The following is an 18,147-nucleotide window of genomic DNA, read 5'->3' on the forward strand; positions in this document are numbered from 1 at the left end:
AATGTTTTTGACGTAAATCAAGCGCTTGTTATTTAAAAAATCACACAAATCGCCCTTGACCGACGAAATCCCTTAGAGATCAATTTCCTGCCGTTTTACCTGTTGCCAGACTTCTTCCATAGTTTCCAGATCAACACCAGTCATTTCCAGACCCCGAGCCGCTACAATTCGCTCAACCTCACGAAAACGGCGCTCAAATTTCTCGTTCGCTTTTTGCAATGCGGTCTCAGCTTTAGTGCCTAAATGCCGAGCCATATTGACCGTCGCAAACAGCAGGTCGCCAATTTCCTCCTCCAGTTTAGCCTGGTCGACAACAGCCTGCTTCGCCTCAAACATGACTTCATCGATCTCTTCGTAAACCTTGTCGACAACCGGTCCTAATGTTTTCCAGTCGAAGCCAACATTAGAGCAGCGTTTCTGGATTTTTTGGGCGCGCATTAACGCCGGTAAGCTACGGGGAATATCGTCGAGTGCGGAATGCTGCGCCTTCTGGGCGCGTTCTTCGCTTTTGATTTGCTCCCAGCGGGTCAACACCTCAGTGCTGTTACTGGCAGAAACATCAGCAAAAACATGTGGGTGGCGACGCTCAAGCTTATCGCTGATGGCGGCGCAAATATCATTGAAATCGAAACGTCCTTCTTCCTGCGCCATCTGGGCGTAAAACACCACCTGGAACAGCAAGTCACCCAGCTCTCCACGCAGGTCGTCGAAGTCTTCCCGCGCAATTGCGTCCAGCACTTCATAGGTTTCTTCGAGGGTGTAAGGGGCAATAGTGGCGAATGTCTGCTCTTTGTCCCAGGGACAACCGTTTTCCGGGTCGCGCAGGCGCTGCATAATACCGAGCAGTCGGTCGATTTGGTTCATGTGAGTAACACCATCTCTACTGTCTATACATTTAATTCTATACTATCGTATCAAATGGGGTTGTCACTATCTTATTCTAAAACCGCCAGATTAATAGCATGCCATATAAGAAACAAAATATGACAGCCCCATAATTTATAGAATCATAATCAGAAGTATGCCATATATTTAAATATTCATAACCGGGGCCTCTATAACCAATCAAGTCATAGTAACCCAATATAACCTGCGCAGCACACAGGCAAGTAACAATAAATATAACAACAAACCTAGGAAATACGTTTGACTTTACAAAAAGTCCTGTGAGTAAAAACAACAAAACAAAAACCAACATCGATACTAAAAAATAAATAAAAACAGGAAACCAAGGTTTTGATAGAGAAATATCCATGTATTCCATTACTACATCTCCAAATCATCTATATCATAAGCTGGCATTAATGATAACACAGTGATTTCATCACTAATAATGTCAAGCATAAAAACAGGTTTCGTCATATCGACAATACCTCGAGTATAATCCGTTTGATGTAATTTTATACCGAAGAGACTCCAGGATTTATCGCGAGGCGTAGGGATTTTACGCGCCACTCCATACCCGGAAAGAGCTAGATCTATAGTACTATAGGCCATATCCCCAAACTTTCTATCATACCCAGCTTTACTCGCGGTATATCGATAAGCTTCCCTTAATGGCCCTGAAACTTCTTCATAAGCAACAAGGTAGTAGCCGTTTTCATAAATATTATTTAGCCCCTGGACTATCATTGAAACACCTGGTATTGCAGCACTTCCGGCGGTCGAAACACATATTCCAACACCTGTACCTACTTGACCAAAACCAGATAAAAACCCAATTATTTTACTAAAAAGCCTGTATAACTCAACAGAGCGTTCATTTCTATACTGATTTTCTCCCAACCATGTAGAATAAATTTTGTTATTTGATATTACTGCTTGTTGATATTTCATCACTCCGTTTTTATACTTTAATATTTCTTCTCCCCCTTTCCAGGTCAAACAATTCATCTTAATTTGAATTTCAAGGTGAGTAACCGTTCTGATTACTCGATTATAATAATCAGAACTCTTGAAGTAAAATGGTTCAACCATCCACAAACGCTGCGCCGTGATTAAATATTCGCGTTTCTGTTTTTCAAATGAATCTTTAGTTCCATAAAACATAATGTTTCCGAGTAATAAGCTAGTATTTAAAAATAAAAATGCTTAACACCGGGGAAATTATATCAATGCGAAGATTTGAAGTTAATCAGGAAAAATAAAAATCAGAATTGTGCCTGCATAAACAGCAGCTCCAGCGGAGATACTGTTTATGCAGACATCAAATAAGAGCTACTGATAAAACTCAGCAACTCTGAACACTAAACTAACCGCCGTGCAGACGACGTGCGTCGATCACATCCGGCACCTGGTTCAGCTTGCCAAGCACGCGCCCGAGCACCTGCAGGTTATAGATTTCGATGGTCATATCGATGGTAGCCAGTTGCTGTTTGATATCACTCCGGCTGGCAACCCCCAGCACGTTCACCTTCTCGTTGGCAAGAATCGTGGTGATATCACGTAATAAGCCGCTGCGATCGTTAGCCTGGACGCGAACCACCAGCGAATATCCTGCCGAGTAGCTTTCGCCCCAAACCGCATCAACAATACGTTCCGGCGCATGGGAGCGCAGCTCGGTCAACTGTTCGCAATCCGCCCGGTGCACGGAAATACCGCGGCCCTGAGTGATAAACCCGACAATTTCATCGCCTGGAATCGGCTGGCAGCAGCGCGCGATGTGGTGCATCAGGTTACCCACCCCTTCCACCACCACGCGACCGTTGTCTTTACGGCGACTCTGCGGCGCCTGCGTTTTCTGCTGAAGCTGTTTCAGCGCGGCGGCATCCTGTTCGGCTGCGCTTGGCTTATTAAACTGCGCCTGCAGGAAGTTCACCATCTGGTTGAGGCGAATGTCCCCCCCACCAATCGCCGCCAGCAGCTCATCCAGCTCATTGAAGCTGTAGCGCGGCAGCAGGTGCTTTTCCGCTTCTTTCAGGCTAATGCCTAAATGCGCCAGCTCATCGTCGAGGATCTGGCGGCCAGCAAGGATGTTTTTGTCGCGGTCCTGTTTACGGAACCAGGCGTGGATCTTCGAACGCCCCCGACTGGTGGTTACGTAACCGAGGTTAGGGTTCAGCCAGTCGCGGCTTGGGTTAGGCTGTTTCTGGGTGATAATTTCAATTTGATCGCCCATCTGCAGCTGGTAGGTAAACGGTACGATGCGCCCGCCAATTTTCGCGCCAATGCAACGGTGCCCCACATCACTGTGAATATGATAAGCAAAATCGAGCGGTGTGGAGCCCGCAGGTAAGTCCACAACGTCGCCTTTTGGCGTAAAGACGTACACTCGGTCATCAAAGACCTGGCTACGGACTTCATCCAGCATTTCGCCAGAGTCCGCCATCTCTTCCTGCCAGGCGATCAGCTTACGCAGCCATGCAATACGATCTTCATGACCAGAACGCGCTACGCCTGAAGCGGTGCCCTCTTTGTACTTCCAGTGTGCCGCAACGCCCAGTTCGGCATCTTCGTGCATCTGTTTTGTACGGATCTGAATTTCAATGGTTTTCCCGCCCGGTCCCAGCACAACCGTATGAATTGACTGATAGCCGTTGGGTTTCGGGTTAGCGACATAGTCATCGAACTCATCCGGCAGATGGCGATAGTGAGTATGCACTATCCCGAGCGCGGCATAGCAGTCCTGTAAACGCTCCGCCACGATACGCACCGCGCGCACGTCGAAAAGTTCATCGAAGGCCAGCTGCTTTTTCTGCATTTTGCGCCAGATGCTGTAGATGTGTTTCGGACGTCCGTACACTTCGGCTTTGACGCCTTCCGTTTTCATCTCTGAGCGCAAATGACCGACGAACTCATCAATGTAATGCTCGCGATCGATGCGACGTTCGTGCAGCAGCTTGGCAATACGTTTGTATTCAGCCGGGTGCAGGTAACGGAAGCAGTAATCTTCCAGTTCCCATTTTAATTGCCCGATACCCAAACGGTTGGCCAGCGGCGCATAGATATTGGTGCACTCTTTTGCCGCCAGAACGCGTTCATCTTCTGGAGCGTCCTTCACTTCACGCAGATGTGCAATTCGTTCGGCCAGCTTGATGACCACACAGCGGAAATCGTCCACCATAGCCAGCAGCATGCGGCGAACGTTATCGACCTGTTCGGATGAGACTGAATCGGTATGAGTGGCCTTAAGCTGGCGTATTGCCGCCATATCCCGCACGCCGTGGATAAGATGAACAATGGATTTGCCCACGCTCTCGCGCAGGATGTCTTCACTGACCACGTTGGCATCTGCCAGAGGGAACAGCATTGCTGCACGCAGCGTGTCGATATCCATACTCAACATGGAGAGTATTTCAACCATCTCTACGCCACGCCACAGCAGCAGTTCCGCATCCGGATGCCCCTGTGTCTGCTGCTGGCAGTACGCCCAGGTTTCGGCTAAGCGTTCACACGACTGCTGGCTGGAGATCCCCAGACTCGCGATCCATTTCTTTGGATCAAACTCACCAGCTTTATTTATATGTGCACTTCTTACCGCAACCATTGTCCTCTCCTTAAGGGGCCTGGCCTGTCGAAGTCGACAAGCCATACCCATTGTCTTTCACGCTGCATTACCACCCGAAATCCAATGGGTACAAAATTTATTACATACGCTCAAACAGGACCATTGATTCCAGGTGTCCAGTGTGCGGGAACATATCGAGCATCGCCAGTCGCCGTATGACATATCCCGCGTTGAGCAAAGCGTCGCTGTCACGAGCCAGCGTTGCCGGGTTACAGGATACATAAACAACGCGTATAGGTTCTAATTTTATAATATGTTGCATCACACCTGCAGCCCCCGCACGCGCAGGATCGAGCAATACTTTGTCGAATCCGTTTTTCGCCCACGGCTGCCGGGTAACATCTTCCTCAAGGTTTTCATGAAAAAATGTCACATTGTGTAATCCGTTATTCAGCGCGTTTTCCCGGCCTTTTTCCACCAGCGCCGGTACCCCTTCCACCCCCACCACGTTTGCAGCCCGGGTTGCCAACGGCAGGGTAAAATTACCCATTCCACAGAACAGATCGAGTACGCGATCTTCAGGTTGCACATCCAGCCATTCGAGCGCACGGGCCACCATTTGTTGGTTTACCCCTTCATTGACCTGAATAAAATCACGCGGGCTGAAGGTTAACCGTAGTCCATTTGAGTCATACCAGGGCGACTCTTCTGATATTGATTCCAGTATCTCGCTTTGCGGGGCCAGAAACAAAGACAGCCCCTGAGAATGCGAAAAGCATTCCAGTTTTTCTTTGTCCTGAACACTTAATGGCGCCGTGTGGCGCAAAATCATCAGGGTTCCGCTCCCCGCCTGCACCAGCTCGACATGACCAAGATGGCGTAACCCTTGCAGACTTTCCAGACACGCCCGGATGTGGGGCAAGAGCGCTTCAAGCTGGGGCACCAAAATAGGGCATTGTTTAACATCGATAATGTCGCTGGATGCAGATTTGCGAAACCCCATCTGCAATTTTTGTTCTTTTGGCCGATAGTTCAGGCTCAACCTGGCGCGACGACGATAGCCCCACGGGGTATCAGCTATAACATCCGACACTTCACATTTCATTAAACGCGACAACGCCGCGCTTTTGCTACGCTGCTGCAACATGATGCTGGCATGCTGCTGCTGGCAGCCGCCGCACACGCCAAAATGCGGGCAACGTGGCACTTCACGCTGCGGACTGTCGTTTAAACGTCGTTTTACTTGCGCGCGGGCGAACTGTTTTTTATCTTCGGTAATCACCACCTCGGCGCTTTCCTGAGGTAGCAATTCCGGTATAAACAACGCCTTTCCGTTATGGCGAGCAACGCCCTGGCCGAAAGGATCAAGGTCATTGACGGTAACGGTTATGATCTGACGCGTCGTCACGCGTCGTTTTGCAGAGTAGAATTGCGCCATCGACGAGATATTTCTCTATTTAACAGTGTGACCCTAATTGTCCCATAACGGAACTCCATGACCAACTACAGCCTGCGCGCACGCATGATGATTCTGATCCTGGCCCCGACCGTCCTGATTGGTTTGCTGCTCAGTATCTTTTTTGTTGTGCATCGCTATAACGACTTGCAGCGTCAACTGGAAGATGCTGGCGCCAGCATCATTGAGCCACTCGCAGTCTCCAGCGAATATGGCATGAATCTGCAAAACAGAGAATCCATCGGCCAACTTATCAGCGTGCTGCATCGTCGCCATTCCGATATCGTGCGGGCAATTTCTGTCTATGACGAGAATAATCGGCTGTTTGTCACATCCAATTTTCATCTCGATCCGTCTGAAATGCAGCTGGCAACCGGTTCACCATTTCCCCGAAAGCTGAGCGTCACCCGGCTCGGGGATATCATGATCCTGCGAACGCCAATTATATCGGAAAGCTATTCGCCGGATGAATCTGCCGTCAGCGACGCCAAAAATACGGAAAATATGCTGGGGTATGTGGCGCTTGAGCTGGACCTCAAGTCAGTACGATTGCAGCAGTATAAAGAGATCTTTATCTCCAGCGTAATGATGCTGTTTTGTATCGGTATTGCGTTAATTTTTGGCTGGCGTCTGATGCGCGACGTGACTGGCCCGATTCGCAATATGGTAAATACCGTTGACCGAATACGTAGAGGACAGCTCGACAGCCGCGTCGAAGGTTTCATGTTGGGCGAGCTGGATATGCTCAAAAATGGCATCAACTCGATGGCGATGTCACTTGCGGCCTACCATGAAGAGATGCAGCACAACATCGACCAGGCCACCTCTGACCTGCGCGAAACGTTGGAGCAGATGGAAATCCAGAACGTCGAACTGGATCTGGCGAAGAAACGCGCCCAGGAAGCGGCGCGTATTAAGTCTGAGTTTCTGGCTAACATGTCGCATGAGCTGCGTACGCCGCTGAATGGCGTGATTGGCTTCACCCGCCTGACGCTTAAAACCGAGCTCAACACGACGCAGCGCGATCACCTGAATACGATTGAACGCTCGGCCAACAATCTGTTGGCCATCATCAATGATGTGCTCGACTTCTCCAAACTTGAGGCGGGCAAACTGATTCTGGAAAGCATCCCATTCCCGCTGCGTAGCACGCTGGATGACGTCGTCACGCTGTTAGCGCACTCATCCCATGATAAAGGGCTTGAGCTGACGCTAAATATTAAGAATGACGTGCCGGACAACGTCATCGGGGACCCGCTGCGCTTACAGCAGGTAATCACTAATCTGGTTGGCAATGCCATCAAATTTACCGAAGGCGGCAATATCGACATTCTGGTCGAGAAACGCGCCCTCAGTAACACGAAAGTGCAAATTGAAGTGCAAATCCGCGATACCGGAATTGGCATCCCTGAGCGCGATCAGTCACGCCTGTTCCAGGCCTTCCGCCAGGCCGATGCCAGTATTTCCCGCCGCCACGGCGGGACAGGACTGGGCCTGGTCATTACGCAAAAGCTGGTCAATGAAATGGGCGGGGATATCTCCTTCCACAGCCAGCCGAACCGGGGCTCCACGTTCTGGTTCCATATCAGCCTCGATCTCAACCCTAACGTTCTCGTGGATCGCTCAACCACGCACTGTCTGGCCGGAAAGCGGCTGGCCTACGTTGAACCTAACGCCACAGCCGCGCAATGCACGTTAGATATCTTGAGTGAAACGCCGCTGGAAGTGATTTACAGCCCTTCATTCTCCGGGCTGCCGAAGGATCACTACGATATTCTGCTGCTTGGCATACCGGTCACTTTACGCGAACCGCTCACTATGCAGCATGAGCGGCTGGCAAGCGCAGCGGCGATGACCGACTTTTTGTTACTGGCTCTGCCTTGCCATGCGCAGATCAACGCTGAGAAATTAAAGCAGGGCGGCGCGGCGGCGTGCCTGTTGAAACCTCTTACCTCAACCCGCTTACTGCCAGCGTTGACAGAGTATTGTCAACTGAACCACAGCGCGGCTCCGCTACTGTTAGACGAGAGCAAAATTGCGATGACCGTCATGGCGGTGGACGACAACCCGGCGAACCTCAAGCTGATTGGTGCTCTGCTGGAAGATAAAGTGCAGCACGTCGTGCTCTGCGACAGCGGACATCAGGCTGTGGATCGCGCCAAACAGATGCAGTTTGATCTCATCCTGATGGATATTCAGATGCCAGACATGGACGGTATTCGCGCCTGCGAACTGATCCACCAGCTTCCTCATCAACAACAGACGCCGGTCATTGCGGTCACCGCGCATGCCATGGCCGGGCAAAAAGAGAAGCTGCTCAGCGCCGGGATGAACGATTACCTGGCGAAGCCTATCGAAGAAGATAAGCTGCATAATCTGCTGTTACGCTACAAACCCGGCGCGAGCACATCGCTGAGGGCGCTCGCTGTTGAACCGGTCGTCAATCCGAATACCACACTCGACTGGCAACTGGCGTTAAGGCAAGCCGCCGGTAAAAACGATCTGGCGCGGGATATGCTGCAAATGCTGCTCGATTTTCTGCCCGAAGTGCGTAACAAAATTGAAGAACAGCTGGTAGGTGAAAACCCTGAAGGACTGGTGGATATGATCCATAAACTGCATGGCAGTTGCGGTTATAGCGGCGTTCCCCGCATGAAAAACCTGTGTCAGCTGATTGAGCAGCAATTACGTAGCGGGAGCAAAGAAGAAGAGCTGGAGCCTGAGTTTTTAGAGCTTCTGGATGAAATGGATAACGTTGCGCGCGAAGCGAAGAAGTTGTTAGGGTAAAGATCTGATTGCCGGATGACGACGCTCACGCGTCTTATCCGGCCTTCATGCCACATCATTCAACGTAATTGCTGACCAGCTTTCAGGGCCGCGGCCACGTTTCGCGCCGTCATTCGCACATTCTCACTCGCGTTCTTCAGCGCCTCATCCAGCGTGCAAACGGTATAAATAACGCTAAAAACCGCATCCAGCCCATGCTCGTGTACAACACCGACATCAGCCGTCAGGCTGCCGGCAATGCCAATAACCGGTTTGTTGTAACGCTTTGCCACCTTCGCCACGCCAACCGGAACCTTACCGTGAATGGTCTGGCTGTCGATACGTCCTTCACCCGTGACCACTAAATCCGCATCCGCAACGCAGTCGTCGAGGTGTAACGCATCCGTCACGACCTCAATACCGCAGCGTAACTGCGCACCGCAAAACGCATACAGTGCCGCCCCCATACCGCCAGCCGCGCCACCACCCGCCAATTCCAGCACGTTGACGTCCAGATCGCGGGCAATGAGTTGCGCATAATGCGTGAGCGCCCGATCAAGACGAAGAATCATCTCCGGCGTCGCCCCCTTTTGCGGACCGAAGACCGCAGAGGCCCCCTCTTCACCGGTCAACGGATTAGTCACATCGCAGGCCACTTCAATACGGCACGCGGCAAGGCGCGGGTCTAGCTGAGAAATATCAATCCGGGCGAGTGATTCAAGGCCAGTCCCGCTATGAGCAATATCGTTATTTTGCGCATCCAGTAATTTTGCTCCCAGCGCTTGCACCATCCCGGCACCGCCATCATTGGTGGCGCTGCCGCCAATGCCGATAATGATATGTTCAACGCCCGCGTCCAGCGCATGACGGATTAGCTCCCCGGTTCCCCAGGAGGTCGTTTTCAGCGGATCGCGTAAACCTGCGGGAACCTGCTCCAGTCCGCTGGCGGCCGCCATTTCGATAAACGCCGAACGCTCATCCCCGGATAAACCATAAAATGCCTGAATCGTTTTACCCAGAGGGCCGGTAACATCAACATGCACAAGGTGGCCTTGCGTTGCGGCAACCATCGCTTCGACCGTTCCCTCACCGCCATCCGCGACCGGGATCTTCACGTAATTCGCCTCAGGCCAGATCTCACGAAATCCCAGCTCAATAGCCGTTGCCACTTCAAGCGCACTCAAACTTTCCTTATAGGAATCCGGTGCGATTACTATTTTCATAAAGCATCCTTACGCATGTTGACTGTGTTAAGCATACACCAGGAGAAAAACCGCCCCTTCGTGGGAGCGGTCCCAGTTCGCTTAGCGTACCATGCACGGACGCTTATTATCAAACGTCCAGTTCGGGATCAGATACTGCATTCCCATGGCATCATCGCGCGCTCCCAGTCCATGTTGCTGATACAGCTCATGAGCTTTCATAACCTGATCCATATCCAGCTCCACGCCCAGACCCGGCTTCGCCGGTACCTGCACCATGCCACCTTTGATTTCAAACGGCTCTTTGGTCAGGCGTTGATTGCCTTCCTGCCAGATCCAGTGGGTATCGATAGCGGTAATTTTGCCCGGCGCCGCCGCCGCAACATGAGTAAACATCGCCAGCGAAATATCAAAGTGGTTGTTAGAGTGCGAGCCCCAGGTCAGCCCAAACTCATGACACATCTGCGCAACGCGGACAGAACCCTGCATAGTCCAGAAGTGCGGATCCGCCAGCGGGATATCCACGGACTGCAACGACAGCGTATGTCCCATCTGACGCCAGTCGGTGGCGATCATGTTGGTGGCGGTCGGCAAACCGGTAGCACGACGGAATTCCGCCATGACTTCACGGCCTGAGAACCCCTGCTCGGCACCGCACGGATCTTCCGCATAAGCCAGCGATCCTTTCAGGTACTTACCAATTTTAATCGCTTCATTCAGCGACCACGCGCCATTGGGATCGAGCGTGACACGTGCCTGTGGAAAGCGTTTCGCCAGCGCCACAATAGATTCCGCTTCTTCTTCCCCGGCCAACACCCCGCCTTTCAGTTTGAAATCGTTAAAACCATATTTCTCATATGCGGCTTCCGCCAGGCGCACCACTGCATCCGGGGTCATCGCCTCTTCATGACGCAGGCGATACCAGTCGCATTTCTCATCCGGCTGGCTCTGATACGGCAGCGGCGTCGCGTTACGGTTACCGACGAAGAACAGATAACCCAGCATTTCAACTTCGCTACGCTGCTGACCGTCGCCCAGCAGAGATGCGACGTTAACGCCCAGATGCTGACCCAGCAGATCCAACATGGCTGCCTCGATCCCGGTAACCACATGAATAGTGGTACGTAAATCGAAGGTCTGCAAACCGCGTCCACCGGCATCACGCTCGGCAAAGGTATTGCGGACCGCATTCAGTACGTTTTTGTATTCACCTAACGTTTTGCCCACCACCAGCGGAATGGCATCTTCCAGGGTCTGACGAATTTTTTCGCCGCCGGGAATCTCACCCACGCCGGTATGACCGGAGTTATCTTTGATAATCACAATATTACGCGTGAAGAACGGGGCATGTGCGCCGCTCAGATTCATCAGCATGCTGTCATGGCCCGCAACCGGGATCACCTGCATCGCGGTTACGACTGGAGTAGTAAATTGTGCGCTCATAATTAAGTCCTTATTCAAAATTAGTGGCGGCCGAAAACGGGACGTTTACGGTCAAAAGTCCATCCAGGGATCAGATACTGCATCGGGCCTGCGTCATTACGCGCGCCGCCGGGCAGCGCCTTATAGGCTTCATGCGCTTTCTGTACCTGATCCCAGTCCAGTTCCACGCCCAGGCCGGGCGCGTCGGGTACCGCAATTTTTCCGTGTTTAATCTCCAGCGGATTTTTGGTCAGGCGGCAATCGCCCTCCTGCCAGATCCAGTGGGTGTCGATCGCCGTTGGGTTGCCCGGCGCAGCGGCACCGACGTGGGTGAACATCGCCAGGGAAATATCAAAATGATTGTTAGAGTGGCAGCCCCAGGTCAGTCCCCAGTCATCGCATAACTGTGCCACGCGCACCGCGCCGGAAAGGGTCCAGAAGTGCGGATCGGCCAGTGGAATATCTACCGAGTTGAGCATCACCGCATGGCCCATCTCACGCCAGTTGGTGGCTATCATATTCGTTGCTACCGGCAGACCGGTTGCACGGCGGAACTCGGCCATCACTTCGCGGCCAGAAAAACCCTGTTCTGCGCCGCACGGATCTTCGGCGTAAGTCAGAACATCGTTCAGCCCTTTACACAAGGAGATAGCTTCATCCAGCAGCCAGGCACCGTTAGGGTCGACCGTAATACGCGCATCCGGGAAGCATTGTTTCAACGCGCGAGCGGTGTCGATTTCCTGCTCGCCAGGCAGCACACCGCCTTTGAGTTTGAAATCTTTAAAGCCGTAGCGATCCTGCGAAGCCTGAGCCAGACGTACCACCGCCTCACTGTTCATCGCCTGCTGGTGACGCAGGTGATACCACTCATGGTTACCCGGCGTGCTGTCCAGATACGGCAGATCGGTTTTGCTGCGATCTCCCACGTAGAACAGATAGCCGAGCACGGTGACCGCATCGCGCTGCTTGCCTGGCCCTAACAGTTCGCAGACCGGCACGTTCAGCGCCTTGCCCAGCAGGTCGAGCAGTGCGGCTTCCAGCGCGGCCACCGCATTAACCCGCAGTTCAAAGGTCCAGGCACCTTTGCCAAAGGTGTCAAAATCAGCGGCCTGGTTGCCTTTATGCACCTGCTGAACCACCTTATTCAGGCGCGCGACTTCCTGACCCAACACTTGTGGAATCGCGTCCACCAGCGTCTGATAAATCACTTCACCGCCCGGCGCTTCACCGACGCCGGTATTTCCGGCGTTATCGGTGAGCACGACGATATTGCGGGTAAAGTATGCGTTATGCGCCCCGCCAATATTGAGTAGCATGCTGTCATGACCGGCCACCGGGATGACCTTCATATCGGTAATAATGGGACTCGATTGTGTTGTCATCATCATTGCCCTGCGACAGGTTTCAGTTCGATACGTTTAATATCACCCACCAGCACCAGATAGCTCACTACAGCAATCAGCGCATGCACCCCGACGTAAATCAACGCACCGTTAAACGAGCCAGTGGTACCTACGATGTAGCCGATAGCAATTGGCGTAACGATACCGGAGATGTTGCCAAACATATTGAACAGACCGCCGCTCAAACCGCTGATCTCTTTTGGCGCAGTATCGGCCATCACCGCCCATCCCAACGCACCGATACCTTTGCCGAAGAAGGCCAGCGCCATAAAGCCGATGATCATCCACTCTACGTTGACGTAGTTACAGAACACCATCACCATCGACAACAGCATACCCAGTACGATTGGCGTTTTACGGGCGATATTCAGCGAACCGGTACGGCGCATCAGCCAGTCGGAAATAATGCCGCCGAGCACGCCGCCTGCGAATCCGCAAATGGCCGGGACCGAGGCAACAAAACCGGCTTTCAAAATCGACATACCGCGTGCCTGTACCAGATAAACCGGGAACCAGGTAATAAAGAAGTAGGTCAGCGCGTTTATGCAGTATTGGCCGATGTAAATACCGATCATCATCCGTGAGCCCAGCAGTTGCTTGATCTGCCCCCACTTCACGCTGAACGGCACTTTGGCTTTGGCTGCCGCCTGATCCATATTGATCAGCGCTCCGCCTTCGGCAATGTAGTCCAGCTCTTTTTGGTTTACGCCCGGATGCTGGTTCGGTTCATGAATCACCTTCAGCCAGACAAAACTGATAACAATCCCGAGACCGCCCATAAAGAAGAACACATGCGACCAGCCCACTTCGTGGGTCAACCAGCCCATGATTGGCGCGAAGATCACGGTGGCAAAGTACTGCGCCGAGTTAAAAATAGCGACCGCCGTGCCCCTTTCCTGCGCCGGGAACCACGCCGCCACAATACGACTGTTGCCAGGGAAGGATGGCGCTTCGGCTAACCCCACGAGGAAGCGCAGGGTAAACAGCGCAACGATAATGCCGAAGCCGCTGAAGATATCGACGAAGCCCTGCAGCAGGGTAAACATCGACCAGATAAAAATGGACCAGAAGTAAACACGTTTTGAACCGAAGCGGTCGAGCAGCCAGCCGCCGGGGATCTGACCGATAACATAGGCCCATGAAAAAGCGGAGAATACATACCCCATCCCTACCGCATCCAGACCAATATCTTTGGCCATCTCCGAGCCGGCAATGGATAAGGTGGCGCGATCGCCGTAGTTGAAGGATGTGACGATAAACAGCATCACCACTATCCAGTAGCGAGCGTTAGTGCGTTTTTCCGCGCTGCTCGCCGCCTGACTTAATGAACTCATTGTTGCACTCCTGAATCTTGGCTTTCGCCAGTTCATTCTGTACAGCACCTGTAGGGTGATCAGAATGAGAGGTTAGTGTGTGGCAGTTTTGGTACAGCTCAGGGCCGTTTTATTCTGACTCGCTGCCTTTTCGGGAACTGACGGGAAAAGTATATGAAGGAGTGCCTCTTACCCTCACCGTGCAAAAACACAACATTGCGGGAGGTGAATGAGGTTGTTTATGGCATAAGCCTAAGGGAATGGAAGATGCTTCACGAAATTGGCGTTTGGTGGGCGTTTTGTTGCCGGGTAGCAACGCCTTACCCGGCCTACGATCCAAAAGAGAGTAACAGGCCCGTGCAAACAAAGCGCTGCCGGGCGCAAGGTTATTTAAGCAAGGTTCCCCAGTTTTCTACCCAGGGATTGGATTCGCTTTCCGGTTCAGGATGCTCGCTGGCGTCAATCAGCAGCATTTCCCCTACACGTTGGGCGCTTTGTTCCTGCAACAGTGCATCGAACTGCTTGCCGCCATTGCAGAAATTAACATAGCTACTGTCACCCAGCGCAATTACTCCGTAATGCAGATTTGGCTGGAAACCGAGATTATCTTTGATCCCCTGAAACAGCGGCACGATGCTATCCGGCAGATCGCCCTGCCCGGTCGTTGAGGTCACCACCAGCACATATTTTTCCTGATATGCCTGCCAGTCGCTGAGCTCGGGATCTTCGAACACCGTGGCTTTATGACCCTGCGCCGTCAAAATAGCTTCGGCCTCTTCGGCAACCAGCAACGCGTTTCCGTACATCGTGCCGACAAAAATTCCAATTTCCGCCATAACCGTAATCTCCTGGGACTTAAGAATCTATCTGCTCATCCTGACCTGACAGCCCGCTGAACTCAACCCTTTCATTCTCAGGGAGAAGTCCACGCCAGCCAAACTGTGATAGCGCCTGCATCCAGACATCATCCAGCCCGGCGCGAATAACCAGCGGTTCGCCGGTGAAAGGATGAGTCAGCGCAAGCTGGCTGGCATGAAGCATCAAACGCTGACAGCCAAAGTGCTCAGCGGCGCTGCGGTTTTGCCGCAAATCACCGTGCTTACTGTCGCCGATAATTGGATGACGTAAGTGCGCCAGATGGCGTCTGAGCTGGTGTTTTCGACCGGTTTTAGGATCCAGTTCCACCAATCCGTAACGGGTCGTCGGATAACGCCCGGTCGCTACCGGCATCTCAACCGTCGCCAAACCGCGATAATGGGTGACGGCAGGCTGCGGGCCTTTATCATCACGGGCAAATTTATCGGCGATCTTATCCAGTTCTTCGACCAGCGGGTAATCCAGCACGGCATCATCCATCAGCCAGCCACGCACAATCGCATGATAGCGTTTCTGAATTTGATGATGTTCAAATTGCTGGGACAGCAGCCGCCCGGCTTCGCTGGACAGTCCCATCAGCAGTACTCCGGAAGTCGGTCTGTCGAGTCGGTGGGCGGTAAAAACGTGCTGACCAATCTGGTCGCGTACCGTTTGCATCACCACCACTTTCTCATCCCGGTCGAGCCAACTGCGGTGAACCAACCAGCCCGAAGGTTTGTTAACTGCGACCAGCCATTCGTCCTGATACAGAATCTCCAGCATCAGGCGTTATCACTTGTAAACAGTGCATCCAACTCCTGCAATGCCGTCAGCAGAATTTCGCGTTGCGGGTGATCGGCTGCCAACGCCATTTCGTAATACGGTGCGACGGCAAAAGCCTGCGGAAGCGGTTGAGCGTTATCAATCAGCGTATGCATGCGGGGAATCAATACCCATTGCAGCCACTCAACCGGCTCCATGGTATCCATACAAAAAGGCTGCGTGCTGGTAAACAGATGCTCTGCAGGCTCATCCAACCGCCAGTGATTATGTTCACGCAGTAGCGCTTCAAGCGCGTGTAACTGCTGGCGCACACGGTCATGAGTCGTCATGAAATTAACCTCAATGATGAAAAATCTGGCGCGAAGAATAGCACTAGTGAAGGGAAATAAAAAAAGGGAGCACTGTAAAAACAGTGCTCCCGGTTCGTTTCGCAGCGTTCCAGCTACTTTTAGTGCTCCCTGCTCATCCGTGACAACTTTTCCTGTGGTCTTGCGACCTTGTTCATCCTGAACTTGTGCATCCTGCTCACACCACCCCGATGTGAAAACTTCATCCTGAAGTGTCCTGGCCATCCTGACCCGCCGAACATCCTGACCGGCTCTCATTCTCCATCCTGGAGGTGTCCCTTAACGCATCCAGCGCTTTCCGCTTTGCTTCATCCTGAAGCCTGTCCTTGTAACACCGTCCTGGTGTGTCCTGCCGAAGAGCCATCATCCTGATGTTCTCTTCGTTGTGCGACTCCTTGTCGACAGATATAGAATCGCCTGTTTCGCCTTGTCTTACAAGATGCTTAGAGACACTCCCTTAAGATTATTTTCGTATGAAAGTTGACAATAAAACATTAAATTCATGAATAATAAGGAATAATTATTTTATCCGTTCATTAAGTCTTTACTTATCACCTGGCAATGTCCTACAGGGTTTGTAAGAGATCTCTCACAAGGTTCAGGGCAATCTGGATTACAGAACTGGCTTAAGCTGAGTGAGAAATTCCGCAAGTGAGTCCGCCAGCACCGTTCGTTTACGGGTTCCCAGCGTTTCTTTGCACACTTCACCGGAGAGATTGCACACCGAAATGACGTCAAGCTCATTGTCCTGGGTGGCAATAAAAAGCGTAGGCGACAGCTTGAGGCGCTTTTGCGTAACTAGGTGACCAATCAGGTTTTCCTGAACGCGCCTGAAGTCGTCTTCGCTCCAGGTTTGCAGCAGTGTTAGCTTTTCATCCGCAAACTGCGCGTGCATGTCCCCGGCAAACTGGGTGGTGTAAAAAGCGTGAACGGCTGGTTGTATCACGATATCAAAGGCGCGTTCAACCGCATTGAGGTTTTTTTCGCCGACAAAAGGCTGAGGTTGCCAGAATACCGCATCGTCTGTGGAAGAAATGATGCACGGAGAAGGTACGCCATACAGCTCTTCGCTGAGGGGCCAACTGTTGTTTTTTTCGTACCATGCGTCGCAATAACGTGTCGTAAAGGCTGTCAACGCCTGCGCTGTCAATTCGTCCACTGATTTCTCTCTTCACAAAAGCCAGGATACACTTGTCGCATAGTGTATCTGGTTTATGACGGTGAAACATGTCCTCTTATGAAAATCATCAGGCGCTTGACGGCCTGACTCTCGGTAAATCAACAGATTACCGTGACAATTACGATGCCAGCCTGCTGCAGGGCGTTCCACGCAGCCTGAACCGCGACCCGCTGGATTTACAGGCCGATAATCTGCCTTTTCACGGTGCCGATATCTGGACGCTATATGAACTGTCTTGGCTGAATGCCAACGGTTTACCGCAGGTAGCGGTCGGTCATGTAGAACTGGATTACACCAGCGTAAATCTGATCGAATCGAAAAGCTTTAAGCTTTACCTGAACAGTTTTAACCAGACGCGTTTTGATTCCTGGGATGCGGTACGCCAGACGCTGGAAAACGATCTGCGCGCCTGTGCTCAGGGTGATGTCAGCGTAGCGCTGTACCGTCTTGACGAACTGGAAGGACAACCGATAGCCCACTTTAACGGCACCTGTATCGACAATCAGGATATCGTCATCGATAACTACCAGTTCAGCACAGAGTATCTGGAAAATGCCGTTGGCGGTGAAAAAGCGGTGGAAGAGACGCTGGTCAGCCATCTGCTGAAGTCTAACTGCTTGATCACCCACCAGCCGGACTGGGGCTCCATACAGATTCAGTATCGCGGACGGAAAATCGATCGCGAGAAGCTGCTGCGTTATCTGGTCTCCTTCCGTCACCATAATGAGTTTCACGAGCAGTGCGTGGAACGCATTTTCAATGACATTCTGCGCTTCTGCCAGCCGGAGAAACTGAGCGTTTACGCACGCTACACGCGACGTGGCGGCCTGGACATTAACCCATGGCGCACCAACACCGATTTCACCCCAGCAACGGGGCGCCTGGTACGTCAGTAATCTTTTTTCTCAATTTTGCGTGCCGGATTCCGCGCGCAAGGTTGTGAAAGGTCATAAGCCAGGGCTATTGTAATCAA

The 18,147-nt window shown here is 52.1% G+C and carries 14 protein-coding genes; 2 read left to right on the plus strand and 12 right to left on the minus strand.

Annotated features, from left to right (window positions below; all coding sequences use genetic code 11):
* Nucleotides 1-72 precede the first annotated feature (72 nt).
* The 4 genes from mazG to rlmD all read right to left on the minus strand — a co-directional run bounded on the left by mazG (nt 73) and on the right by rlmD (nt 5,885).
* Nucleotides 73-864, minus strand: coding sequence for a nucleoside triphosphate pyrophosphohydrolase (mazG, locus tag N0B36_RS12960; protein WP_200051890.1), 792 nt, complete (start codon nt 862-864; stop codon nt 73-75).
* Between the two features lie 402 nt (nt 865-1,266).
* Entirely contained in the window at nt 1,267-2,049 is a 783-nt protein-coding gene (locus N0B36_RS12965; protein ID WP_259688461.1) for a DUF4225 domain-containing protein, read from the minus strand.
* Nucleotides 2,050-2,251: 202 nt separating this feature from the next.
* Nucleotides 2,252-4,486, minus strand: coding sequence for a GTP diphosphokinase (gene relA / locus N0B36_RS12970; protein ID WP_259688462.1), 2,235 nt, complete (start codon nt 4,484-4,486; stop codon nt 2,252-2,254).
* A 100-nt stretch (nt 4,487-4,586) separates the two neighbouring features.
* Nucleotides 4,587-5,885 (minus strand): 23S rRNA (uracil(1939)-C(5))-methyltransferase RlmD, encoded by a 1,299-nt coding sequence (rlmD, locus tag N0B36_RS12975; protein ID WP_259688463.1) that lies wholly within the window; start codon nt 5,883-5,885, stop codon nt 4,587-4,589.
* Nucleotides 5,886-5,942: 57 nt separating this feature from the next.
* On the opposite strand from rlmD, the gene barA reads away from it, so the two are divergent.
* Nucleotides 5,943-8,690, plus strand: a complete 2,748-nt coding sequence (barA, locus tag N0B36_RS12980) for a two-component sensor histidine kinase BarA (protein ID WP_016154237.1) — start codon at nt 5,943-5,945, stop codon at nt 8,688-8,690.
* Between the two features lie 59 nt (nt 8,691-8,749).
* On the opposite strand, the gene N0B36_RS12985 is transcribed toward barA, so the two are convergent.
* The 8 genes from N0B36_RS12985 to syd all read right to left on the minus strand — a co-directional run bounded on the left by N0B36_RS12985 (nt 8,750) and on the right by syd (nt 17,153).
* The gene (locus N0B36_RS12985) at nt 8,750-9,892 is read right to left on the minus strand and encodes a glycerate kinase (RefSeq protein ID WP_259688464.1); all 1,143 of its coding nucleotides are present in this window, start codon (nt 9,890-9,892) and stop codon (nt 8,750-8,752) included.
* An 81-nt stretch (nt 9,893-9,973) separates the two neighbouring features.
* A complete protein-coding gene (gudD, locus tag N0B36_RS12990; RefSeq protein WP_103284169.1) occupies nt 9,974-11,314 on the minus strand; it encodes a glucarate dehydratase in 1,341 nt (446 codons plus the stop codon).
* A gap of 20 nt (nt 11,315-11,334) precedes the next feature.
* Nucleotides 11,335-12,675 carry an enolase C-terminal domain-like protein gene (locus tag N0B36_RS12995; protein WP_029139643.1) on the minus strand — a complete coding sequence of 447 codons (1,341 nt, stop codon included), beginning with the start codon at nt 12,673-12,675 and terminating at the stop codon, nt 11,335-11,337.
* A 2-nt stretch (nt 12,676-12,677) separates the two neighbouring features.
* Nucleotides 12,678-14,030: a galactarate/glucarate/glycerate transporter GudP gene (gene gudP, locus N0B36_RS13000; protein WP_216404158.1), complete on the minus strand. Its 1,353-nt coding sequence runs from the start codon at nt 14,028-14,030 to the stop codon at nt 12,678-12,680.
* Between the two features lie 365 nt (nt 14,031-14,395).
* Nucleotides 14,396-14,845: a flavodoxin gene (locus N0B36_RS13005; protein WP_016154242.1), complete on the minus strand. Its 450-nt coding sequence runs from the start codon at nt 14,843-14,845 to the stop codon at nt 14,396-14,398.
* Between the two features lie 19 nt (nt 14,846-14,864).
* On the minus strand, nt 14,865-15,647 hold the full coding sequence (gene truC / locus N0B36_RS13010) for a tRNA pseudouridine(65) synthase TruC (RefSeq protein ID WP_003825671.1): 783 nt from the start codon (nt 15,645-15,647) through the stop codon (nt 14,865-14,867).
* Nucleotides 15,647-15,976 carry a YqcC family protein gene (locus N0B36_RS13015; RefSeq protein WP_016154244.1) on the minus strand — a complete coding sequence of 110 codons (330 nt, stop codon included), beginning with the start codon at nt 15,974-15,976 and terminating at the stop codon, nt 15,647-15,649. The genes truC and N0B36_RS13015 overlap by 1 nt, the downstream gene beginning before the upstream one ends.
* Before the next feature lie 631 nt (nt 15,977-16,607).
* Nucleotides 16,608-17,153 carry a SecY-interacting protein gene (gene syd / locus N0B36_RS13020; RefSeq protein WP_016157357.1) on the minus strand — a complete coding sequence of 182 codons (546 nt, stop codon included), beginning with the start codon at nt 17,151-17,153 and terminating at the stop codon, nt 16,608-16,610.
* A gap of 68 nt (nt 17,154-17,221) precedes the next feature.
* On the opposite strand from syd, the gene queF reads away from it, so the two are divergent.
* Nucleotides 17,222-18,070: an NADPH-dependent 7-cyano-7-deazaguanine reductase QueF gene (queF, locus tag N0B36_RS13025; RefSeq protein WP_016154246.1), complete on the plus strand. Its 849-nt coding sequence runs from the start codon at nt 17,222-17,224 to the stop codon at nt 18,068-18,070.
* Nucleotides 18,071-18,147 lie beyond the last annotated feature (77 nt).

Source organism: Citrobacter sp. XY323 (assembly GCF_025106035.1).
Classification (GTDB): Bacteria; Pseudomonadota; Gammaproteobacteria; order Enterobacterales; family Enterobacteriaceae; genus Citrobacter; species Citrobacter braakii.